Source organism: Kouleothrix sp. 19917 (genome assembly GCF_057073505.1).
On sequence record NZ_CP097099.1, the window covers coordinates 1,401,022 to 1,424,234 of the forward strand.

A 23,213-nucleotide genomic window follows, 5' to 3' on the forward strand; every position below is an offset into this window, starting at 1 on the left:
ACTTGAGTATTTGGCGTCAATTGTGTAGTAGTTGGTGTATTAGACGGTGAAAATGTGGGCGTTTGAGTTGAAGGTATACAAATCGCTTTTATCGGCGGTGCTGATATATATTCAATACCTTTTATCTGTTCCTCTTGAACAATGTAAACTTGCTCGGGTTCGCATAAAGAATTTACACTCCGAAAGAGAAAGTAACGACAATCATTGTGAACTAGTAAATATAGATCCTCATAGATGTAAAAGGTTGCGCCATTGAAAGTCTTTGTTGTAAAGCTTGGTACATCTGTTAGTGTAGGCTCTCTCAAGACTAATCGCACCCCCTCGGCCCTCTCTGTTGCATTGATTCGCCCTACTCTTGCCCCTTCACTATATGCGAAATCCGATAATAGTACTAGAAGAAGATATATCAAGTATATTCCAATAAGGAGTCCGAAAATTCTATTTGACGCATCCGATATTTTTGATGTTTTTCCTTGCCGAGCTGTTGTTGCATCATATGCACATATAGCATATATAAAAAGAGATGAGAATATCAACGCAATATATCTAATTGCCCCAGTAATATTACCGAAGAAAATAACAAAAGGGATCGCAAGAAATATTATAGCAGAGAGCAGAAATAGTGATCGTGTGGTAAACTGACGTTATGGCATATTCAACTGATCTCAGACAACGAGTGCTTGACGCAATCGAACGCGGTATGAAGCGCTCTGAAGCAGTCACCATCTTCGCCGTGAGCGATGGCAGCATCAAACGCTGGCAAAAACTGCGGCGGGACGGCTCATCGCTCACCGCTCGCCGCCCAGGCAGAAAGCGCCAAGCCGCCAACCCACACGATGATGCGGTTATCCAAGGCTTGGTCGATGCAACGCCAGATGCCACCCTCCAAGAATACACTGATCAATGGAATGACCTCCACCAGAAAGGACTGTCGCGCTGGACCATCGGTCGCAGAATCCGTCGCCTCAAACTGACGCGAAAAAAAAGAGTCTGAAAGCGCTGGAACGCGACCGTTTCGACCGAGCGGTATTTCAAGCACTCCAAAGCAGTTGTGACGCCGATGATATCGTGGTGCTTGATGAGTTTGGCTCAAACACGAACCTGACACGCCGCTATGGACGAGCAGCGCAGGGTGAGCGCGTGTATGAAGATCTGCCACGCACGCGACCACGCAACACGACGACGATTGCCGCCCTCACAACCCACGGAATGGGACCGGCGCTGGTCGTTTCTGGTGGGGTCAATCGGGTGACGTTTGAAACATATATTGATGTGGTGCTTGGGCCAAGTTTACGCGAAGGGCAGATCGTTGTGCTCGACAATGCGCGTGCGCATCACGGCGGGCAGATCGCAGCGTTGCTGGCGAAACGTGGCTGTCGGCTGTGGTACTTGCCAGCGTATTCACCAGACTACTCACCGATAGAGTTGGCATTTTCGAAAGTGAAAGCGTATCTGCGCAAAGTGAAGGCACGAACGCGCGAGGCGCTCGAGGAAGCAATTGCACAAGCGCTGGCCTCGATTTCAGGCGCTGAGGCTCGTGCGTTTTTTGCCCATTGCGGCTTCCCACTTTGGCCCATTCCAGATCAATAATGGTGCTCTCTGCTATAATAATAAGAAATTTCTGGCTCTGTTGCCAATAATATGAAGAAAGGCATCTTCCGAATATTCACTGATATATGAGCGGTATACCAACGGTATAATTAGAAAAGATGCCATTAATCCTGCCACAATGAAGGGCCAAGACACTTCTCCATAATCCCATACAGATAATTTCACTTGGTAAAGAGGAATGCGCATTACATCGAACAAACCTGCCCCATACCGTCGGCCTAGATACCATAGCAATGCGGCAAGGATTGCAGTAACGCCTCCCACTATGGCTACTGATTCCTTTACTTTCTCCAACCAATCTTTGCTTCTTTGATTTTCAGAAGTATGCTGTGACATTTGAAATCTTGACATAATACAGCATGAGTAAGTAAATGGCAGAACCTTAATTCTACATTGTCACATAACTATATCACTTTTCACGAAGGAAGCGGCAAAGAGCCGCCGAACGGCCAGCGTTCAGCCGCTCGCTGCGCGAGTACGGCATCGATAAGTCGGTAGTGATTTCAAAATGCCAACGATCTTGTAGAGCAAGCGAAGCGCAGCGAGTCGGCTGGAACGCGTTGTTCGGCGGCCTTCGTAGTCTGATGAGCTGTTATTGCACTTTTTATATTCGCTCTAGCACCATTATTGCCATCTCTCGCGCATCCTCATTAGAACTCTCACTAATAACGCGTTGAACGGCAGGTATTACTATATGACCTAAATGAACCAACGCCCATCCCGCACCTGAACGCACTGACCATGACGGATCATCAAGTGCTTGAATTAGTGCTGGCAGAGCATTAGCATTATTCAGATAATCAAGTGTCCAAGCTGCTCTCTCTCGCACTGTACCTAGTGAATCATGTAAGAGGAGATTGGCAACTGCATCGAGATACTCTTGAAGGCGAAATCTGGCGATGTCCATTAGTGCATCGATGCGATCATCAAAAGAAGTACTTATGAGCTTATCCCCTATACTTTCCAATAGTGCTGTGATATCCTCTACGTCCTCGTCATTTGGTAAATCTTCAACATCAACACTCGAATTACGCAAGACCTTCTTGATACGTCGTATATTAGATCTACAATCGTTAATGGTGTGTACTGTTGCTGGAGGAACGTTAGCGGCACCGTGCATAGCTCTTTGTTGCAGACAGATAGACAAAGTTTGACGATACGTGTTAAGAAGGTGTAATTGTTCAGCAATATCCTGAGAGCTAAGCATGCACGCACCTCTTAGCAATTGGTTTGGGCTTGCCAACTCCATAAATTATACAACGGTTCTGGGGAAGCTCACAAGGATCTGCTCAACCACTCGCTCATGGTTGCCGAAGTCGGCGACGTGGGGCACGAAAGGCCGCCGAACGCCCTGCCGTTCAGCGGCGCGCCGTATAGATCGGAACAACAACCAGCACAAAATCACGTTCTAAAATAGCACCGATCTCGGGGCGCGAAGCGCGTCCGCTGCAACGGCTTGTTCGGCGGCTCTCGCGATTGTGTGGTTTACTTTAATTTGGCGAGGTAAATAAGTTCTTGAACGACGATTCGTAGTTCTGGAACAATATTGTCAATATCGCTGCGATGGGCAATGAAGCGACGACTATGTGCGGATTGATCTCCAATATCCTTAAGGCGAGGGAGAGATCGCTTTGTATTTCTCCCCAGATTCCAGGAAGTTTCGTTGAGGGTCGCAGTTATTAGATCCCGTAGGTACAGAAAATCTCCGTTAGGGCCGAATATTTTGTTCGCAATATTGTAACTCTCAAATGCCTCTATTATAAGTGTTTCGATTAATCTTCGTATCATGACTGCGCAAGCATCAAACCAGCCATGTTCGTATGAGCCATTAATTTGATGCACTATCTTCTCAATATAGCCTCTAGTTCCTTTAACTATTGAGTAAGCTAATACTTGCTCAGTTTCTGCTGACGTGCCGTCGCTAGGAGGTAGACCGCGTCTAGGTACAACGTCCTGTATCTGTTTTGCAGTGTCAAGGATGGCCTTTGCTGCATCACTCATTTACTAAGCCCTGCTTATATAAGTGCTTGGCCATACTTGCAAAGATTTGATCGATCTGATCAGGCGAAGCGTCAGGGGAAATATGAATCTGAATATCAATGTGTAGCTGCGGGCCAAATGATTGAAGCGAATGCTGCTGCTTCTTGTGGGGTTCTGTATTCTCGGTAGCGTTGCCAGTATTTGGTTTAGAGTCTGCACTAGGGTTATTTATAACAGGGCTAGGACGTGATTTTCTTGTAACGGACTCCTTCTTGGTGGTGCTTTTACCGTTATTTGATGTTTTTGCTGAATCCTGCCCTTTAGAAGGATCTGCTTCGCTAAGCACTTGATAAAATGCGACTCTCTTATCAACTAGGGATGCTCCAGCGCCCCCTCTTGCAAACCACCGTACAGCAGCATTGCGATTGCTGATAGGATCTGGTACTGCATCAATTAACTCTTGCGGATAAACTGCTCGTTTCATTTCCTCGCAGACACTGGGATAATCGGCATCGTCGCGCCACCGTCTTGCGAGTTCTGTTGGCCGTCCCTCCTGATCAACGAGGCCGATTCTGCGCAATGCCGGCAAAACGTTTTTACCAGCCGAAATTTCTTCCATACCCAAAACTGTTGCTAGATAGCTAGCGGTAACCGTTCCAGGAATACTCTGCTTAAATCTATTTCTTAATGCCCACCACTGCTTAACAGGCATTTTTGGGTAATCACTTTTCTGATCTGTCATTATTACTCTCCAGATAGTCGCTTATTCATCCTCGTAAATCATAGCACTATCTCCAAATTAAAGTCAATACGGAACATTTGTTCTGTATCTGTTTGACATGTAATAGCCGCCCAACGGGTTGCGCTTTAGCGGCGCCGCCACTGATTGATGGCTGCCACATTGGCGCAGATACCGGCGCGGAAAATAACCCCGATCTCGTTCGACGCGAAGCGGCGTCCGCTGCAAGCGCGTGTTGGGCGTGAGCCTCGATAGAAAGCCAAACTGAGGCAGACGCCAATCACGCTCCATCGACACGAGCAACTGCGCTTGGCGGAATCACGCTGACTTGAACCACTTTCAGCACCACGAGCGTTCGTACCACGCAGGGTTGAGACAACCTGGAACAGGACCACACTCAGCACCACGAGCCTTCGTACCACGCTCCTTTGCGGCAAACGTTGAACGGAACCACAATCAGCACAACGCGGGCGCTTGTACCACGCGGGGTTGAGACAGCGCAACACGGAACCACACGGCATAACTGGCCTTCATCCCACGCTCGATTCGTTCCTTCGTGGTGGCACTACATTGTTTTGCTGCAACTCAATAAAACGCCATTCGAGATCGAGACGACTTTGCGCCTAAGACGCGCCCAACGGGTTGCGCTTTAGCGGCGCCGCCACTGATTGATGGCTGCCACATTGGAGCAGATACCGGCGCGAAAAATAACCCCGATCTCGTTCGACGCGAAGCGGCGTCCGCTGCAAGCGCGTGTTGGGCGTGAGCCTCGATAGAAAGCCAAACTGAGGCAGACGCCAATCACGCTCCATCGACACGAGCAACTGCGCTTGGCGGAATCACGCTGACCGGAACCACTTCAGCACAACGGGCGCTCGTACCACGCAGGGTTGAGAAAGCACGGCACGGAACCACGCGGCATAACGAGCTTTCGAATCACCTTGAAATGCGCGAAACGCTGATTGGAACCACTTCAGCACAACGAGCGCTCGTACGACGCGGGGTTGAGAAAGTGTTGACGGTATCACGCGGCACAACGAGCTTTTATCTCACGCTCAATTCGTTCCTTCGTGGTGGCACTACATTGTTTTGCTGCAACTCAATAAAACGCCATTCGAGATCGAGACGACTTTGCGCCTAAGACGCGCCCAACGGCTTGGCGTTCAGTTGCCGCGAGCGCGCTGCTCAGGCTTCTATCAAAAAACGGGCGATCTTGCGCGCGAAGCGGTCAACTGCAACGCCTTGTTCGGCGTACTTTTATTTACTTTGACGTGTTTGGAATTCTGCGCTGACGTAACTTCATAGTTCTACTTTCTAGGCGTCTTTTCGAGAATGCATATTCAACTGCATGGACGACCAAATCAAACATTTCTCTCGCTTGTTCTATCTCAAGCCCTTCATCTTCATGAAGAGCATGTGCGCTTCTATTCCCCCAATATCTTATTTCTGTTAGTGCTTCATATAATGCCTCATCAATATCACCATTTGACTTTAATTGCCCCAGGATTTTCGTTAATTGCATTGCCTTAACGTTAATTCCAGAGTTGGCAGCGAGTTTTTCAACAGCACGGCGACACATAACTACAGCGGCGTTCAGAGCGCCAACAGCTAAACAATCTCCAGCTTCGCGTATAATACGTATAATATCTTCGGGTATATCTTTAGGAAAATTTCTACCAAAAGGGAACTGTCCTGATAGATTAATTGTCGTCATCCAATCAGGGTTAATAGATGCAGAGATAATGTTTGGCTTGTTAGCGAGAAGCTCTTCTAATTCTTCTTAATCTCTTGCTGATATATGATCTTCCTCTACAACGGTAAAGTTTAGCGAGCTATACATCTGGCATTGTCTACACCTAAGAATAGCCACAGCAATACCGTTTAGTATATCTCCATGAACTAAATTAAACTTCTGGCACGATCCCTGCGGGGATCAGAGAGGAGCCTGCAAGAGGCTCAGAATAAAGCCAGGAGAATTGGATGAAAATCCCGACAGAACTAACCGAGTTGCAATTTCAGACATACGTTGAAGCATATCTGTCAAAAGCAAAGCACGGCTTTGTGAGTGAACAACCGCTCTATCAAATATTCAATCACATTCTCTATAAACTCTATACTGGCTGCCCCTGGCCGGCATTACCGATCGAGAAAGGGCCAGATGGTCTACCCGTGATGTCCTTTCAAGTTCCCTCGTATCATTTCCGCAAATGGAGCAAGGATGGGAGCCTCCAGCGCCTCTTTGATGCAAGTATTCTTTCGGTCAAGGGCGAATTGAATTTATCTGAACTCAACCTCGATGGCAGCCACAGCGCTGCAAAAAAGGGGGCGAAGAAGTCGCCTATCAAGGTCGCAAGAAGGCCAAGACGAGCAACATCTTGCCGGTAACGGATGCGAATGGCTTGATTATTGCCACAACTGGGGTGATTGCCGGCAATCACAATGATAGTTATGAGCTTGTACAGAAGCTCAAGCAGGTATTCGACGACCTGAAACGCTGTGGTTTGAACTATCAGGGTGCGATCTTCAACATGGACAGTGGCTTTGACACACGCGCAGCGCGGAAGCTGTTATGGAATCGCGGCGTCAAACCCAACATTCCCGAGAACAAACGTAATCGCAAAACTGTGAAACGTGGACGAAAACGCTCTTTCAATCCTGAGGTGTATCAGCATCGCTTTGTGAGCGAGCGTACCTTCGCCTGGATTGACAAATTCAAGACGTTGTTAGTCCGCTTCGAGCGCAAAGCAGCCTATTGTCTGGGCTTTCACCATATTGCCTTCGCCCTGATTAATCTCCGCCGCCTTATCGCGGAAGTTTAATTTAGTTCCATAATATGATCGAAGCACAGAATAATCAGCAAAAATGATATCATAGCCTGTTTGGCTATAACAGAAACCACAAGTAAATTCTTTGACTAAGCGCTTTATATTTTTTTCTATCCCAGAGCCTACACTACGTATGGTAGGATTCTTTTGTGATATGTCAGATAACGAAGTGGAAGTATCTATAGGAGCGTCATCGTCTGGATGATCATCAACCTGCACTCCCCAACCTTGTAATATTGTTTTGATTCTTGAAATATTTTGGCGCGCTTCTTTAATACCATGGAGTATACTCGGCGGAGTGTTAAGAGAACCCGTCAATGCAATCTGACGTAGATAATAGGACAAAGAAGCTCGGTAGGTTTTCAGCAATTCAAGTTGCTGCTGTACATCTTCTTACTGCATCGATGTCATAAGCAAAACTAGCCATGTATCTTGGCGGATTTCGATTTTATTTTACCACAGGTGAATGCCTGATTTCTGGATTTTGAGGAAGGGAAGAGTTTTGATTGTACGCCCAACGGGTTGCGCTTTAGCGGCGCCGCTGCAATAAATGGCTGGCACATTGTAACAGATACCAGCGCTGAAAATAACCCCGATCTCGCTCGACGCGAAGCGGCGTCCGCTGCAAGCGCGTGTTGGGCCGCACGTATCGCTGGACAAGCCGCTTGACTTCTAGCTATATAAGAAACGCCATGCATCATCACGTTTCTCAATAGGTGGTTGTATTACGAGGTCATCAAAAGGAACACGTTGCGGGCTGATCAAGATAAGCATTCCATTCACTCCAAGATGGTCACGGATAGCGAATGCAAGCGATTGCTGGTTCTCAGCAAGCCAAACCAGGGCTTGTTTCTCCAAAGGCCAGGAAGTTCCTGGCCGAAACTCCTTGAGGGCTGAACGAAAGGGTTCTTGTGCAAGCGCTGATGGTGCAGGAGATGGACCAAGTAGGAGGAATGAGGATTCGTCCGCTTGGGCCGGCTGATAATCGGGAGGTCGAAGCGTTGGAGTGAGGGTGGCAACTGGCTGCACGGCGATAGCGAGTGTTTCATCAGTATACAGTTGCCATGCAGCTTTTTTACGACGGGCAATCCAAGAGAGCGAGGGAAACCGATCGTTGGTTCCTGTAAATAGTGGTCGTCGCATACACCAAGTCATAGGTAGGCTCATATGGATAGAGATTTGCTGGAGCAGTTCTGCAAACGTTGCGCGTGCAGCGGTTGATGGCTCAGCGAGAATAAAGGTATAGCGATTCAAACGAGGCTCTTGAATTGGATTGTCAAGAACCGTTCGAGGTGCGGCTGGTCCGGGGTCAAGATACGGATTGACACGAAGCGGTTCTTCACAGCCACAAATGATCACAACTACTCAGCCTCTCTTTTGAGAAAGTGGTATCTATTAGCAACTACGAAAGTGTGGCCCAACGGGTTGCGCTTTAGCGGCGCCGCCACCGATAAATGGCAAGAACATTGTAGCAGATACGAGCGCTGAAAAAGGCACGATCTCGCTCGACGCGAAGCGGCGTCCGCTGCAAGCGCGTGTTGGGCCATTGCGTATATTTCTTGTAACAAAGTGCGCGATTTAGACAATACTAACACCATATTTTAGAAGTTGTCGAGGCAAGTAATCATCAAGATTTTTGATCTGCTCATCGGTGAGTTCTATTAAATTCAAGTTGTACTTCCGATAGATTGCTTGTTTTGTTGCCTTTCGTGCCCGGTATTTTGCATCGCGCTCCATACCCCAGTATTCGATATAGACTTTGCCATTAGGAAGGTAGAAATCACAGTAAACGGCTTCTTCTATCGGTAATTGGCGCTCATATGCATGGACGATATTCGCCATATACAACCAATTATCAATCAGCATTTCTGCTTTGGAACGCACCCAATGCCCGTCAGTCGTCCGATGTCGCGCTGGGAATTTTTCACGGAATTGAAGTTCATCATCATGCGAGGCTGATTTATCGCCTGTTGTGGCTTTCCAGTGTTGATAGCAGAGCGCATGACCAGCTTTTGCGACAGGGGTAGTACAGCCAGGGAATATGCAAATCGGCGATTGTGTGCTTTGGCTTATTGGCTGAAGCACTGTTTCAGAAGGGATAGTGACCTTTATATCAGCACCACAATTCGTACAGAATTTTGCATTTGGCCGAATGGAGGCACCACAGGAATGGCACAGCATGGAAAAATTCACTACCGTACAGAAAATCCGTGCTATTCAACAACTTTACCATAACATAGGTTGAAGGTACAGCCCTATGCGGTACGAATACCATTTTTACGCGATATCGGAAGAGTTTGAGCTGTTCGGACAAAGAAACTCTTTACACTTCGGATGAACAGGACGGTGTCCTGCCTGTATTTACGCTCATCTGTTCGATAAAATACGACCTATTTCATCGAACAAATTTTCTGTAGGGTAGTGAATGGAAAAATTATCCTCGCTATCAAAATCGTTCACGGCGCTCTATTATAAACGTGCCCTGTATGATTCACAACTTGAGAGCCAATTTTTAGAGGAAGCGTAATGGCTATGGCCCAACGGGTTGCGCTTTAGCGGCGCCGCCACCAATTGATGGCAGTCACATTGTAGCCGATACTAACGCTGAAAAACGCACGATCTCGCTCGACGCGAAGCGGCGTCCGCTGCAAGCGCGTGTTGGGTGCCAATGGCTAATCAGCTTTCATTTCGATCTCCTCGCTCATGCCGATTCTACGCTTTTTTGGATGATATAGCGATCTCAGTGGAGTTGTAAACGAGTTCCGATAGCTGCCGCACCAGGAGGCTAGTTTCCAAGTAGAGGCAGGCAGCAAGTTTACAAATCACGTCGGATTGCTATAGATGGTAACGCATACGAAGCAGTCCAAAGGAATAAGACGTATTGATCCTCACCTGTTGGTTCCAACTCGTCGTCAACTGATTGGATGTTTCCCCAGCAGATTCTGACACGATACCAACCAGGCGCAATCTTCATTCTGGTTTCCTCATGCGAACCAGATTCTGGTGAAGCGATGCAGATGCATCCAGATCGGCATTCTACGCTGGCCTCGACAACTCGATCCCAATCGCACAGAGAAGCATCACCAGGAGCTTCTTCTAACATGACGACTGAAACTCGGGTTTGTAATCCCCATCGTGCGGTGCCGATCGCCAAACCGCCATCATACACATCGAGAATTTCAGGAATGAACGCATGCAACCACAGGTTGTATTCTGCATCAGAATGTTGGCAATCTTCAAGATAAAACTGAAAATGATCTGTATCAATTGAAAAATCGTGTTGGTGCATCGAAACTACCCTAAATGCTTTCGCTATCGATGCGAGGTCTGGCTAAACGATCATGTAAGCGATAGGCGTGGTTCAAACTGATCAGCCGAGTTCCGTGCCAGGTTGCCCAAATGGCGGCTTCCTGAAGCCGAGAAGGCTGACATATTGGCACCCAACGGTTTGCGCTTTAGCGGCGCCGCCAGCGATTGATGGCTGTCACATTGTAGCAGATACCGAGGCGGAAAATAACACCGATCTCGCTCGACGCGAAGCGGCGTCCGCTGCAAGCGCGTGTTGGGCGCGAGCTTTGATAGACAGCCGAGTTGAGGCATACGCCGGCCACGTTGATCTGATACAAGCAACTGCGCTGACCGGAACCACGCTGACTTGAACCACATTCAGCACCACGAGCGTTCGTACCACGCAGGGTTGAGAAAGCGTTGATTGGAATCACGTTCAGCACCACGAGCGTTCGTACCACGTTGATATGCGTCAAACGCCGACCGGAACCACGTCAGAACAACGGGCGCTCACACCACACGGGGTTGAGCAAGCGCTGACTGGAATCACGCGGCACAACGGGCATTCATCCCACGCTCGATTCGTTTCTTCGTGGCTGCACCGCGTTCTTCTGCCGAAAAGACAGAAAGCGACCCGCGAGATTGAGACGACCTGCGAAACGAGACGCGCCCAACGGGTTGCGCTTTAGCGGCGCCGCCACCGATAGATGGCCGCCCCATTGTAGCAGAAACTGGCGCTGAAAATGCACGATCTTGCTCGACGCGAAGCGGCGTCCGCTGCAAGCGCGTGTTGGGTGGCTGCGTGTTTCCGCACCTAGTTTTTCGCACCTGGTTCTTCTTCCCAAAAAAGCATCATTCCTGGCTCAGCAAAAAAACCTTCCCAGGCGTATCGCTTGGCCCAGGTTGTGAGCGTGGTGCGCGGGCCGGCAACACAGGTATAAAAACTATCCCAGTGCACACAAAATAACACGGTCTGGTCAATCGTCCAGAGAACTGGCTCTACCATCCCGAGACGCGCATCTGGATCAGAACGCAGTACTGCAATCGACCGCTCGTGCGCAATCGAGTCGAACGCACTCGCGAGATAGACTGTTGATTGATCATTCAGAGCGCAGGCATCAAGCATACTATCCAGTAAAAGCTCGTCAAATGTACCATTGGTCGGTTCGAGATAGTGATGCTCCGCTAGGTATTGCTCAAGACGATGTATCGCCTCCGTATCATGTGGGCGAATCGCCCCAAAACTTTGGAGCAATGTTGTATGGAGACTACCTCGATGCGAAAATCCAACACGCGTAGTCATCTCCGACCACGTGATTGGTTTGGCAAGTGTGCGCCATTCCTGTCGGGTCGGGACTGCATTAGAAAGAGTGAACTGCTGATACACATCAGGTGAAACAGCAAAAAAGGGATGGAGTAATACAAATACGGTTTCAAAATGGGGCTGAAACCACGGTAGAAGTTCGACATCGTTGGAGGGAATTGCGACGGGAATATTGACCATACTAGCCCTTGGTATAACGAAAGCCACCCAACGGGTTGCGCTTCAGCGGCGCCGCCACCGATAAATGGCAACTCCATTGTAGCAGAAACTGACGCTAAAAAACGCACGATCTCGCTCGACGCGAAGCGGCGTCCGCTGCAAGCGCGTGTTGGGCGTCATCGCCGTCGTTTGCCATTCATTATGGATCTGGCCGTGGGACGCCACGTTGGAGAACTCGTCTTGCTTCTGCCTCTGTATCGTATGGGATCGCGTGGTGTTCGCTCATCCAATGCCCATCGCGATAGGTAAGCACGGTGAAATGACTGAGCCCATCGTGCCGAAATCCAACGCTCGCGACATTCATGTACAGCCGCCCATCAAGCCAGCGAGTATAGGATGTGTGTGCATGTCCAAACGCATAGATGCTGGCATCCACGCTGCTATACGCGCGTCGTACCGTGTCAGCAGGCGTCCCCGCAGCACAGATTGGATCGTCAATTGCACGTGGTGAGGCGTGGCAAACATACAACCGTTGTTCGGGTGCAACATCGAATGTCAATTCGAACGGCAACGCTGCCAGCAGATGACGTGTGCTTTTGGAAATCGAAGTCTCAAACCAATCGACAACTCCTTGATAATAGGCCATCGAGTTTCGTGTCTGTCCAGGATGCAGACGGGCTTGCTCGGCCAGACGACTGAATTTGTCAGGCGTATCGCTATCACCACGGATGAGCTGAACGTGGTACGCAAGAAGAAGTTCGAGCAGATCATCGCCGCCAGACTCGCCGGTCACGTGATCGCCAGCGGCAATCAGGACATCGGCTCCGCCCAATGCGGAAAGAGCATTGAGCACAGCAGTAAGCCCCATATAATTGCCGTGAATATCAGAGAAGAGCGCGAAACGCACGACGATGCTCCTGCTGACGAATTCAAAAAGACTCGCGGATCATGAAGCAGTGGTGTGAATGGATAGACGCCCAACGGGTTGCGCTTTAGCGGCGCCGCCACGCATAAATGGCTAAACCATTGTAGCAGATACTGGCGGTGAAAAACGCACGATCTTGCTCGACGCGAAGCGGCGTCCGCTGCAAGCGCGTGTTGGGCGGAAGCATTGCGAAACGGCCAAGCTCAAGCATATATTGATCCCATTGAAGCGACATAAACAATTGCATCCTTCAGCTGTTCCTGTGTTTCCGTTTCTTACAACCAATGCTTACATGCATTAAAACTTCGAAGATAGAGGTTTTTAACGATTATTTTCATCACAACCTGCTTAGCGAAAGTACACTGAGAGGATAAGCAAAACTGTAGAGAGCGCAAGTACACCAAGGAAAATCCATCCAGTATCTGTTGGTTCATGATTGTATGGCGGCTGATCTATGGGTTCTAGCGCTGACTCTGGAGCCAATCTGTGTTCAGCACGATAGCTGCGCCTCCACGGATGTGGATCAACGGAGGGTTGTTGTCCCTGTCGAAATGCCTCTACAACCTGAACGAATGCACGAGCTTCTTTCTCAGGTTCCGCGCTGGTTGCAGGATAGATATCGAGTGTACACTGGCGACCGAAGACTGGATGAGTACGATGCAATCGAATAATGACATCTGCGAAGACGCCGATACGATGAGTCTTATGAACTTTAATCGAAGTTGCAGCAATTTCTTCAATCGCAAGCGATGGGAGCGTTTCAAAGTCGAGCGAAACGGGCGTGATAGTGCAACGTTTCGGAATGCGCCAGCGTTTGTCGAATACGCGGCGACGGCGCACGGCCCATACGGCATACCAGAAGATATAAGAGGTAAACTCGGAGTTGTTTTGGGTGTGCAGTAGGTTTGTATTTTCAGGATTGATTTGTGATTGCTTCATGGGCTGTGTTTCTCGGATAGTGGAATATTCCGCCCAACGGGTTTGCCGTTTAGCGGCGCGCTGTCACGGTGGAATATTCCGCCCAACGGTTTGCGCTTTAGCGGCGCCGCCCCCGATTGATGGCAATGACATTGTAGCAGAAACTGGCGCTGAAAAACGCCCGATCTTGCTCGACGCGAAGCGGCGTCCGCTGCAAGCGCGTGTTGGGCCGTCTCTGCAAGAGTTCTTACTCAACTTTGATCGTTATCGTATCTTCGGAGATGGGCGAAATTGTAATAGGTTTTGCTCGATAGCGTCGGCCATTTGTTGCGGTCACTGTAAATTCATCACTGCCTATATCCTTGAGGGTAATACTTTGACCATTGGCTAATTCAATAACGACGATTGTGTCAGTGTCCGTTGCGAAATCATAGACGAGATCCTCTGTTCGTTTTCGATCGTTCTTAACGATGATCTTCATGTTTACCTTTCCAGCAAGTCGTGCAAGACTTGCAACAATCGTTTCCTGCTAATCCAGACACCCAACTAAAGGTTGCGGTTATTCTCCAATGTACCTCTACCTCAAGGCCAATTTCTGACAGACGCCCTCATTTAACCACCGGATGGGTACCTCCACTGAGATTCTAGAAATCGAGAGGGTGTAGGTCCCGTATCTCCGTCATCTTCTATAATACATCTGGTGTCGATATAGGAACAAGAGGCACTGTAAGCTGACAGCATGTTTGAAGATGCGAGCAGGAGCTGATAGACGGCCCAACGGCCTGCGCTTTAGCGGCGCCGCACCGATTGATGGCGACACCATTGTAGCAGATACGAGCACTGAAAAACGCACGATCTCGCTCGACGCGAAGCGGCGTCCGCTGCAAGCGCGTGTTAGGCCCCGTATCTACGCATCTTGGTTTGATACAGCCTTATGTTCTATTGGTGTTGGCCATGCACGTTGCAGGAGTTCAGGAAGCACGACCCCCGCTCGCCCATTCAGGTAATACAGTGGCGGTGTGGCACGATTCGGCACCTCCAAATTGCTCATTACGACCGTCGCTCCTCGGTCTAGCGCGCGATACGGTAGTGAAGCCGCTGGTTCCACAGTACCAGATGTGCCAATCGAGAAGAAAAGGTCAGATTGTTTTGCTGCAATTAGGGCATCATTCAAGTCTTGTTCAGGAAGGCGCTCTCCAAACCATACGACATCAGGGCGTAAGAAGCCTCCACAGCGCGGACAACGAGGTGGAGTCTCTTCAGTAATAGGCAATGCCGCAACCGGTTCGTCTTCTTCAAAGCACTTGAAGCGCGCCAAATTGCCATGCAACTCGATCACGCGTGTACTGCCCGCACGCTGATGCAATCCATCCACATTTTGGGTCAGAATGGTCAGGTTTGGAATATAGTGCTCCAGCATGGCCAGTGCCTGATGTGCTGGATTAGGCGCGACTCCTTGGACGAGCTGTCGACGCCAGGCAAACCATTCCCACACCAAACGGGGGTTTTGCCGAAATGCCTGTGGTGTGCCAAGTTCCTCAGGGCGATACTTTGCCCACAGTCCAGTCATAGGATCACGAAAAGTGGGCAAACCACTTTCTGCTGAGATGCCAGCGCCGGTCAAAACTACGACGTGCTGAGCACGTTGGAGAACTGGCACAAGCTGATCAAGAATGGCACTGGCTTCAGCATTCATGCTCAATATCCTGGTAGCGAGTCAAAACGATCTTATAAAAGCATACGTCGAGTATACCGCAGGACAGGCAAAAGGGGCCTAACGCCCTGCCCATCAGTTGCGCCGCCACCAATAGATCGGGAAGACGCTCATGCCGATCCTATGTTTCAAAAAAGCCCCGATCTTGTGGACGCGCAGCGGCGTCAACTGCATGGGCTTGTTCGGCGGCCTCGTGATGGCTTCTACTCACTAGGGCCAGCCTGGTGGTGGTTCAGCATTTGGTGATGAAGGATTAAGAAATGCGCTATTCGCCAAGTCTAAGCAACCTGGGATATGGTGTTCAAAATAGTCGTCTCTTCCGATATCGAGTATTGATGGTTGCCACGGAAGAGGGCCAGCGTACATTAAGTCGCGCGAATCATCGTTTACATGGCTACTATTCCCAGGTATAGAGTGTGGGGCACAAGCTGCAACGAAACCAAGCGTATGAACGAGTTCGTGAGCCATGACAAATTCCAAATAGCCTGGTTGATCAATGGATGGAGCAAAAGAATTCTCACAAGCGCCAAAGTAAGTACTAGCCACTTTACCAATAATGGTAGGAGGCGCTGCCCCCGTTCCGCCGCAGGGAACTGCACGTCCACCATAATACACTCCGTAGATTTTCTGTGGATGGTCAAATCCTTTTTGCTTTAAATCCTCCTCGATAGCTTCACGAACAAATGCACCTGCTGCCTGGATTTCCTCATCAGATTTACTCAGCCTCACGAAAGTGATATCGTATTGCCCTTGATAGGTGTCAATCCTAAAGGATCGACCGTTCGTTTGTTGCGACATCCATTTCTGGAAAGCCATTACTGAAGTCTTGAGTGCTCCATTGATGTCAAACCTCTGATCAATACCATCGCTTGGTATAGCATACACGATGTGAACTTGATAATCACCAGTATCATCTGGTTGGTCATACGTGTAACGGCCTGGTATTGTAGGCAAGCCTAGCACGACAGGCAAGTAAACAATTCCGGTATCGGTAATTCTGACAGTAATAGTTGTCGCACTGGCAGTCGTCTCTTGTAATAAGATTCTCGTACTTTTATCGCGTACATGCCAAATATGTCCGACAAATGTTGATTGAGTATAGGAAGTTTTGGGATTCAACGTATAGTAGAGCACCTCCTGACACGATTCATCGACCCAATATATGGAGATTGTTTTGAAGAAGCTGTCGTTAACAAAGGAAACATCAGTAGCTATTGTCCCTCCTTGAGAACACCTAGCACCTAAATTACTCTGAGCCTGTGAAGGCATCACGAATAAGAAACAGGCAACCATAACAAAATAATGAACAGAACACATCTTAGTTCGCATAAGAAAATACCGTGGCAATGATGGCGGTTATTCGTAAGTATGAATATACCTTCTGCTCAGGCGCATTGGGTAAACCGGAGTATACTATCGCTGTCTTTTTGGGTCAAGCACTGGTATTTGCTTTTCTGAGGGCAGAGCATTGAAGAGCCGCCGAACGGAATGCCGCTAAGCTGCGCCGCACCAATAGATCGGGAAAACAATCGCTTGTTTCCAGATTCCAAAAAAGGCCCGATCTTGCTCGACGCGCAGCGGCGTCGGCTTGAGCGGCGGGTTGGGCGGGTGGCGGCTCTCACGCATTCTAAGGTGATCGGTTACTCAGGTATCATAGATACCACTGTCCCAAGGTTCGTGAAAGGCCATATAATCGCCAGGTTCAAGACTTACCCACCACCAGTCTATGTCTTTGCCATCGGGCGCATGCGGTATTAGCCCGAATAGAGTGTCAAAGCGCTTGATCTGAAATGGTCGCACCATGATGCGATCGTACTCAACCTCGCCAAGTTCGCGCAAGCGCTGGTCGAATACGTGTTGGGCGTGTTGTTCGTCGAGATCGTCCCATGGACCCAGATCATCGATACGTGCCTCAACGAGCGCGCCATCTTTATCAAATAGAAAGAGTGCAACAAACTCACGCCTCGCCGTATGCTTGTCAATTGGCGGAATGAATGGCGTTGTTAGGAAGAATTGATGTCCATCGCTGGTGTGACCGACATGACTGGCCTTGTAATCATCATGATCAATTGCGATGATGTCTGGGCGAGTAGGCATCAGTGCGCCTCCAAACTGTTTGTGTCGAGGTGGATGCAGTGAGAGTTATTCAGTTTCGGCTGCTTGCTGACGAAATAAGCAGCGTGATTCCTTCCCGATGAAGCAGTTTTACCAGAATCGAGAACCGGTCAGCGTAGCGCCTGCGCCAGTTTACAATTCAGATGGCGTGCTACATATCCACAAATGCGCTACCATCTTTCGGCGCTTGTTGTCGCACGAGAGTTGCTCGGCACCCGCCCAACGGGTTGCGCTTTAGCGGCGCCGCCACCGATTGATGGCGGCCACATTGTAGCAGAAACGAACGCTGAAAAACGCACGATCTCGCTCGACGCGAAGCGGCGTCCGCTGCAAGCGCGTGTTAGCCCGCTTGGTATACTTTGCGTATGCCATGCAGATATGTGAGCGCAATTCCTTCCGGACAGTGACCTTCACCCGGATATATTTCCGTAGTTAGGTGTAAGCCAGGATAGTTTCCTTGCTTCAAAAACGCGATAAGTTGATTGAAAAAGGGTAATTCTCCCTCTTCCAACTCGCCGGTTGAAAGGTAGAGTTGAAGCGAGTTGTCTGTTTCCTGCGCCGCGAGTTGCGTAGCGTGCTGAATGAGATACGGATACGCGATAGAGAATTCACCGCTGCCAGAAAGGTAGCGCTGAAAGGCGTCCGGTTGATGCAACAGGGCGTAGAGCACAAAGAAACCGCTTGAGGAATAGCCATACAGACAGCGATCGGAAGGGAGGGTTTGGTAGTTTGCGTCGATAAAGGGGAGTATCTCCTGTGTGAGTGCCTGGAGAAATAGGTTTGCCACGCTATCTGCTGGCGCATCTTGCAATTCAGGGATCTTAAAATCACGTTCTCGAAGGTGCCCCCATTGCTCATAACTTTCCATATCGTAATTGATACCTACCACGATCAATTCGGGTGTTCCCCAACTCCAATGAATCGCCTGGGTGAGTGCGGCCGCCATACCGAACGTAAAATCCCCGTCGAGCAGGTAGACCACGGGATAAGCTTGCTTGGATGTCGCGTAACTCTCTGGAAGCGCAACTGAGAGATGATACTCTCGGCCAACTGCGGAACAAAATAGAGTACGCTCTTCGGTGTGGAACAAGCCTTTCCGTGGATAGGATGTATTCATGAACTCCTCCTGAGTGCGACTACTTGGAAGTGATAACTGGTGAGTTATCCAGCTATTCTGATCAGCAGGATCTGCAAGTTTCCCTATGGCTTCAGTTTACTACTTGGAAAGAACTGCTTGTATTCCGGCCTGGAAGAGCGGTGCTGGTGCTGCACAATGCGCGCAGTTCTCGAAGACGTGTGTTGTTAGCGAGAATCCTTCGAATTTTCTGCTTTGCAGGCGCGCAACCAATTCATAGAATATCGACACCATTGGCCATTCGACCTCTTCTTCTTCTCCTCCAACTCCTAGATACAGATTGGCCGCCAGATTTGTATGAGCGGCAGCATACTCCGCTTCATACGCAAACGTGACTCTATCTCCATAGCCAAGTGTAGGACTTCCAGCAATATAGCTCTTGAAAAGGTCTGGCTGATGAAACAACGTGTGCAGCACGAACAGTCCGCCCAAAGAGAAGCCGGCAAGCACTCTGTTTGTTGGGTCGGCGCGATACTCTTGTTCGATCATTGGGATGAGGTCTGTTTGGATAAATGAGAGAAAGTTTGATGCACCACCAGACTGGGGACCATACGATAAGGCGGCAATGGGCGTGAGATCTCGCGTTCGTAAGCTCTCCCACTGTGTCATGGCTTCATCGAGCGGATCATCCAATGGATAGCCGATCCCGACGACAATTGTTTCGGGAAACTTCCCACACAAGCTCATGACACGTGTGATGTCAGTGATCAGGCCAAAAAAGGCAATGGCGTCGGTGACGTAAATTGTTGGATAGATTTGTTCTGGGTGTGATGCATACGAACGTGGCAGTGCGACAGAGATACGATACTCTTGTGGAATAGCGGGTGCAGAAAGCGTGCGAACTTCCGTGGCAAGCAGTGTTGCAGAGCCGTCAATCGATGCCACTGGTCCCTCCTTTGCAGTAGAGACTTTAACACTGATACAGCACAATTATATCATTGATGCTGCGGACCGCGCGAACTTAGCGGGCTAACGGATTGCGCATCAGCCGCCGCCACCGATTGATGGCAACCACATTGTAGCAGATACTGGCGCGGAAAATAACACCGATCTCGCTCGACGCGAAGCGGCGTCCGCTGCAAGCGCGTGTTGGGCGGTGCCGTTGATTACCGTCATTGGCCAGGAGGCGTGTTCTCATTATCGAGCGCCCGTTCCGTCTCGGTCGCAAAGATCGAGCGCAGATTGTCGAGAGCAGTCAGTGCATCCGCATCAAATGTGGCGGTGCTGGTTGGGATTGCGCGGAGAAAAAATATGGCGAGTGCAGCAACGATCAGCGGAAAGAGTCCACAATTCCAAGAGAGTTGTCCAAGAATAGCAAAGTAGAGTGGACCAAGGACAAACAGCAGACCAAAAACGAGCGGGATAACTATTCCGATCCTGCTTGTTAGTACGCTCGAACTATGCGGTTGAATGGTTAATGTGATGCTTGCACCGTAAGGTGTCGGCTCTATGACGCCATCGATCTGATTTTCGTAGATGCGTTTGCCCGCTGGGATGCGACAGATTGAAAACTGATAGCCAGTGATCGTTCCTGCGAAAAGCCACGTTCGCGGTCGCGGCTGTAAGGGAAAGATCGGTGTTTGCTTTTCAATGGAACGGGTAAGACGCTGGAGTGCCTCTTCCGCCGGGAGCCGAGTGTTCATGAGAATACGTCGATGTGGTGGCTGAGACGATGGCATGAAAATGTCCTGTTGAACAGTGGCTCACGGCACTATGACTTTGAGGAATGATTGCACGTTCTTGCTTGATGCGGCCCGCCCAACGGATTGGCGTTCAGTTGCCGCAAGCGCAGGCACAAACTTCTCTCAAAAACGATGATCTCGCGCGCGAAGCGGTCAACTGCAACGCCGTGTTGGGCGCGTGAGCATACCGAGCCAATGATCGTGGTGAGAACATCTGACAATGCGACGCTTTAGGTGTGGGACGTGCGTCGTTGTTCTAACCACCGAGCAAATGATGCGGGGCTTTCGCTCGATTTTCGTCCAACCAATAATCCCTCAACACCAATATCCTCATCAAGATCCGGCCAATGCAAGCCGAAACCTGCGCCAGCAATTTCCACATTCGCGCGCTCGGCCTCTGTTCCGTGGGCAAGACGCGGAAACCAGCCAATTGGTACGGAAATTGTGCGGCCGTCTTCGAGATCGACCGTGAGTGTATCATCGGTGATGGCAACATGAGTCGCTCTAGGTGGAGCTATCAGAACCGATGCAGAATCTGTCCCACTCATTGCGCAGATACTCCAAATGGTCGCGGGCGATCCGTTCGATCTCCCGTAACTCTCTTCGCGAATAGCCGTGATTATCAGCCACATAGATGTCTGGATCAAGCCAAAGTTTGGCACTCAGGTGGCCGCGGTCGACATGCATGTGGCGAGGTTCTCCACAATCATACGAGTAAAAATAGAAACGGTACGGCCCGATACGGAGTGCGGTTGGCATTGCACATCTACTCAAACAGATCATCCAAGACAGAGTATACCATACGGGAATATGCCTGGAAAAATGATGAGATGAGAGACCAGGTTCTGGTCTTGGCAGGAAGAAGCAAGTGCCAAATAGCGCTGGAGGCGATAGATAAGGAAAGCGCCCAACGGGTTGGCGTTCAGTTGCCGCAAGCGCGCTGCATAGGCTTCTCTCAAAAACGGGCGATCTTGCGCGCGAAGCGGTCAACTGCAACGCCGTGTTGGGTGGGCTTCCTCGGTGTTGCGCTTCTTACGCTTCAATCAACTTGTTCTGCATTTGCAATCAGGGCGCGTGTCGTTTCCAGTGCTTGCGGATGTATGATAAACGCGGTATTCATAAACAGCTCTTCCGCAAGATCAAGCAGTTGTCGAGCGGCCGCACTCGGAGGCAGTACCAGCAAGCGAATCAGCTTCGCGCTGAGATCCGGATAGCGTTGTTCAAATCGTCGCAGTGAATCGAATGAGTCTGCTTGATCCGACCGCTGTGCGGGAATGTGATGCGTTATCAGCGTCACGAGCTCATCAATTGCGTAGTGGAAGATGTACGCTTGGGCACTCAATCGCTCACCACGCGCCGCCCGATTGACGCCAGTACACAGTGTCACGAGAAAATGACCGAAAGCGGCTGTGGCATTATAGCCGTTGTGCTGTTCCTCCTGTACCTGCGCGACCGTCGCCTTCAACCGTGCCGTGACATCCTGCTTGTCAAAGAGCATGTGAAAATCGGTGAGACGACCACGTGAAAGATCATGCGGTCCAAAAACAGCAAACTCAGCGATATGGCCAGATGAGTAGAGCACGGTGTAGTATTGCTGAGCAGGACGAAGCGCCAAGGCAATCTCGGTATGATCGGGCAGCCAGGACAGATTGGAGAGAAAGTCGGTTTGAGCTTCTGCGGTTGTGACGACCCAGAAATCGTGATCAGACCAGCGGTCCATACGTTCGGGATGTGCAAGCGAGCCAATTGCTACGAGCGCGAGCACGCGCTTATCGGAAGCAAGAGTCGTCTGAAGCGTATGGGTAAAGTTGTGAAACTGAGCGTCATCCATGACACGGTCCGAGCTATAGGAAAGCCATACTTGTTGGTATTGGTGGCGGAGCATACCATATCATTGCGGTGAAGTAAAATCAAGTTGCAAACTGAGGTTTGATTGAAGGGAAGCCACCCAACGGGTTGCGCTTTAGCGGCGCCGCTGCAATAAATGGCAGGCACATTGTAGCAGATACCGAGGCGAAAAATAACACCGATCTCGCTCGACGCGAAGCGGCGTCCGCTGCAAGCGCGTGTTAGCTGGCGAGTTTGGTACTGTTTGAATCTGAAGATCATTACGTATATTGCGTGCCATACTCGGTTGGTGGATACCAAAGCAAGCGATCATTCGTAGGCATCACGAAACCATCCCAACGCACTTTTGGTATTCCCTGCGCGACTTGTACTTTCGCGGCGCTGAAATCAGGCTCGAAGCCGATGACGCCGAATGTGAATGGAATGCGCTTGTACATCTCTTCGGCGATGGTGTAGAACCACTCATTTATGGTCTTCAGCGTGCGTTCAAGTTGTGGTGCAGCAGTGCCAAATGGATAGCCATCAAGAGAATAGATCCTCGCTAATGCACTCATCGGCATATAGATGCCAAGCCAGCGTCCTTCGTTTTCAAAATGGATCGTATAGGTTCCACAGACGCAGCGTTGCTTATCATTGAGGGTAGCAATACCATAGAGATGGCCTTCGATAGGAAGGCTGTTGAGTGTGAGTGTAACTTGCTGAGTCGGTTCAATATCGTGACATGCATAGCAGCCGGATAATTGGGGACTACCCCACAAAGCAGCGAGAGCATTCGCAGTCGTCAGATTATCTTGGGACGGCAACTCGAGAATAAGTTCGTAAAAGCCGCCAGTCCACACATCTGGATCGGTAAAATGAAATTGCATATCTTCAGAAAGAGGATATTGTCTAAGTAGCCACGCCAGTCATACCAGTGCGGTTAAGTAAGATAGTAGAATGATGGCTTGCCA

Annotated in this window: 27 protein-coding genes; 4 read left to right on the top strand and 23 right to left on the bottom strand. The window is 49.7% G+C overall.

Features of this window, described 5'->3' with window-relative positions:
• Positions 1 to 646 precede the first annotated feature (646 nt).
• Both M1P90_RS05540 and M1P90_RS05545 read left to right on the top strand, forming a co-directional pair.
• On the top strand, positions 647 to 994 hold the full coding sequence (locus M1P90_RS05540) for an IS630 transposase-related protein (protein WP_483701653.1): 348 nt from the start codon (positions 647 to 649) through the stop codon (positions 992 to 994).
• 5 nt (positions 995 to 999) lie between these two features.
• On the top strand, positions 1,000 to 1,590 hold the full coding sequence (locus M1P90_RS05545; protein ID WP_483704608.1) for an IS630 family transposase: 591 nt from the start codon (positions 1,000 to 1,002) through the stop codon (positions 1,588 to 1,590).
• Between the two features lie 12 nt (positions 1,591 to 1,602).
• Here M1P90_RS05545 and M1P90_RS05550 read toward each other — a convergent pair whose 3' ends face one another.
• From M1P90_RS05550 to M1P90_RS05570, 5 genes are all read right to left on the bottom strand, one after another.
• Entirely contained in the window at positions 1,603 to 1,947 is a 345-nt protein-coding gene (locus tag M1P90_RS05550; RefSeq protein ID WP_483701654.1) for a hypothetical protein, read from the bottom strand.
• A 268-nt stretch (positions 1,948 to 2,215) separates the two neighbouring features.
• Positions 2,216 to 2,818 carry a HEAT repeat domain-containing protein gene (locus tag M1P90_RS05555; protein ID WP_483701655.1) on the bottom strand — a complete coding sequence of 201 codons (603 nt, stop codon included), beginning with the start codon at positions 2,816 to 2,818 and terminating at the stop codon, positions 2,216 to 2,218.
• A 278-nt stretch (positions 2,819 to 3,096) separates the two neighbouring features.
• Positions 3,097 to 3,612 carry a hypothetical protein gene (locus M1P90_RS05560; RefSeq protein ID WP_483701656.1) on the bottom strand — a complete coding sequence of 172 codons (516 nt, stop codon included), beginning with the start codon at positions 3,610 to 3,612 and terminating at the stop codon, positions 3,097 to 3,099.
• Positions 3,605 to 4,333 carry a DUF5343 domain-containing protein gene (locus tag M1P90_RS05565; RefSeq protein WP_483701657.1) on the bottom strand — a complete coding sequence of 243 codons (729 nt, stop codon included), beginning with the start codon at positions 4,331 to 4,333 and terminating at the stop codon, positions 3,605 to 3,607. The genes M1P90_RS05560 and M1P90_RS05565 overlap by 8 nt, the downstream gene beginning before the upstream one ends.
• 1,258 nt (positions 4,334 to 5,591) lie before the next feature.
• The gene (locus M1P90_RS05570) at positions 5,592 to 6,044 is read right to left on the bottom strand and encodes a DUF4145 domain-containing protein (protein WP_483701658.1); all 453 of its coding nucleotides are present in this window, start codon (positions 6,042 to 6,044) and stop codon (positions 5,592 to 5,594) included.
• Between the two features lie 266 nt (positions 6,045 to 6,310).
• Here M1P90_RS05570 and M1P90_RS05575 point away from each other — a divergent pair, with 266 nt between their 5' ends.
• The gene (locus M1P90_RS05575; protein WP_483700974.1) at positions 6,311 to 6,715 is read left to right on the top strand and encodes a transposase; all 405 of its coding nucleotides are present in this window, start codon (positions 6,311 to 6,313) and stop codon (positions 6,713 to 6,715) included.
• Positions 6,706 to 7,149, top strand: coding sequence for a transposase (locus M1P90_RS05580; RefSeq protein ID WP_483700973.1), 444 nt, complete (start codon positions 6,706 to 6,708; stop codon positions 7,147 to 7,149). The genes M1P90_RS05575 and M1P90_RS05580 overlap by 10 nt, the downstream gene beginning before the upstream one ends.
• Positions 7,150 to 7,827: 678 nt before the next feature.
• Here the strand turns inward: M1P90_RS05580 and M1P90_RS05585 are convergent.
• The 18 genes from M1P90_RS05585 to M1P90_RS05670 form a co-directional block, all read right to left on the bottom strand.
• Positions 7,828 to 8,409, bottom strand: coding sequence for a hypothetical protein (locus tag M1P90_RS05585; protein WP_483701659.1), 582 nt, complete (start codon positions 8,407 to 8,409; stop codon positions 7,828 to 7,830).
• 324 nt (positions 8,410 to 8,733) lie between these two features.
• Positions 8,734 to 9,336 (bottom strand): zinc ribbon domain-containing protein, encoded by a 603-nt coding sequence (locus M1P90_RS05590; protein ID WP_483701660.1) that lies wholly within the window; start codon positions 9,334 to 9,336, stop codon positions 8,734 to 8,736.
• Between the two features lie 634 nt (positions 9,337 to 9,970).
• Complete coding sequence (locus M1P90_RS05595) at positions 9,971 to 10,444, bottom strand: hypothetical protein (protein ID WP_483701661.1); 474 nt, start codon at positions 10,442 to 10,444, stop codon at positions 9,971 to 9,973.
• A gap of 813 nt (positions 10,445 to 11,257) precedes the next feature.
• A complete protein-coding gene (locus tag M1P90_RS05600) occupies positions 11,258 to 11,947 on the bottom strand; it encodes a DUF2711 family protein (RefSeq protein WP_483701662.1) in 690 nt (229 codons plus the stop codon).
• Positions 11,948 to 12,125: 178 nt separating this feature from the next.
• A complete protein-coding gene (locus tag M1P90_RS05605; RefSeq protein WP_483701663.1) occupies positions 12,126 to 12,833 on the bottom strand; it encodes a metallophosphoesterase family protein in 708 nt (235 codons plus the stop codon).
• An 85-nt stretch (positions 12,834 to 12,918) separates the two neighbouring features.
• On the bottom strand, positions 12,919 to 13,098 hold the full coding sequence (locus tag M1P90_RS05610; RefSeq protein ID WP_483701664.1) for a hypothetical protein: 180 nt from the start codon (positions 13,096 to 13,098) through the stop codon (positions 12,919 to 12,921).
• 101 nt (positions 13,099 to 13,199) lie between these two features.
• On the bottom strand, positions 13,200 to 13,790 hold the full coding sequence (locus tag M1P90_RS05615) for a hypothetical protein (RefSeq protein ID WP_483701665.1): 591 nt from the start codon (positions 13,788 to 13,790) through the stop codon (positions 13,200 to 13,202).
• 226 nt (positions 13,791 to 14,016) lie between these two features.
• A complete protein-coding gene (locus M1P90_RS05620; RefSeq protein ID WP_483701666.1) occupies positions 14,017 to 14,250 on the bottom strand; it encodes a hypothetical protein in 234 nt (77 codons plus the stop codon).
• A 426-nt stretch (positions 14,251 to 14,676) separates the two neighbouring features.
• Entirely contained in the window at positions 14,677 to 15,465 is a 789-nt protein-coding gene (locus M1P90_RS05625) for an SIR2 family NAD-dependent protein deacylase (protein ID WP_483701667.1), read from the bottom strand.
• A 228-nt stretch (positions 15,466 to 15,693) separates the two neighbouring features.
• Entirely contained in the window at positions 15,694 to 16,812 is a 1,119-nt protein-coding gene (locus tag M1P90_RS05630; protein ID WP_483701668.1) for a VHL beta domain-containing protein, read from the bottom strand.
• Positions 16,813 to 17,127: 315 nt separating this feature from the next.
• Entirely contained in the window at positions 17,128 to 17,580 is a 453-nt protein-coding gene (locus M1P90_RS05635; RefSeq protein ID WP_483701669.1) for a hypothetical protein, read from the bottom strand.
• Between the two features lie 358 nt (positions 17,581 to 17,938).
• Complete coding sequence (locus tag M1P90_RS05640; protein WP_483701670.1) at positions 17,939 to 18,715, bottom strand: alpha/beta hydrolase; 777 nt, start codon at positions 18,713 to 18,715, stop codon at positions 17,939 to 17,941.
• A 99-nt stretch (positions 18,716 to 18,814) separates the two neighbouring features.
• Positions 18,815 to 19,618: an alpha/beta hydrolase gene (locus tag M1P90_RS05645; protein WP_483701671.1), complete on the bottom strand. Its 804-nt coding sequence runs from the start codon at positions 19,616 to 19,618 to the stop codon at positions 18,815 to 18,817.
• A 227-nt stretch (positions 19,619 to 19,845) separates the two neighbouring features.
• Positions 19,846 to 20,376: a hypothetical protein gene (locus tag M1P90_RS05650; RefSeq protein ID WP_483701672.1), complete on the bottom strand. Its 531-nt coding sequence runs from the start codon at positions 20,374 to 20,376 to the stop codon at positions 19,846 to 19,848.
• 269 nt (positions 20,377 to 20,645) lie between these two features.
• A complete protein-coding gene (locus M1P90_RS05655; RefSeq protein ID WP_483701673.1) occupies positions 20,646 to 20,963 on the bottom strand; it encodes a DUF2442 domain-containing protein in 318 nt (105 codons plus the stop codon).
• Positions 20,920 to 21,198 carry a DUF4160 domain-containing protein gene (locus M1P90_RS05660; RefSeq protein WP_483701674.1) on the bottom strand — a complete coding sequence of 93 codons (279 nt, stop codon included), beginning with the start codon at positions 21,196 to 21,198 and terminating at the stop codon, positions 20,920 to 20,922. The genes M1P90_RS05655 and M1P90_RS05660 overlap by 44 nt, the downstream gene beginning before the upstream one ends.
• 256 nt (positions 21,199 to 21,454) lie before the next feature.
• Entirely contained in the window at positions 21,455 to 22,246 is a 792-nt protein-coding gene (locus M1P90_RS05665; RefSeq protein WP_483701675.1) for a hypothetical protein, read from the bottom strand.
• Positions 22,247 to 22,523: 277 nt separating this feature from the next.
• Entirely contained in the window at positions 22,524 to 23,129 is a 606-nt protein-coding gene (locus tag M1P90_RS05670; RefSeq protein ID WP_483701676.1) for a hypothetical protein, read from the bottom strand.
• Between the last annotated feature and the right edge of the window lie 84 nt (positions 23,130 to 23,213).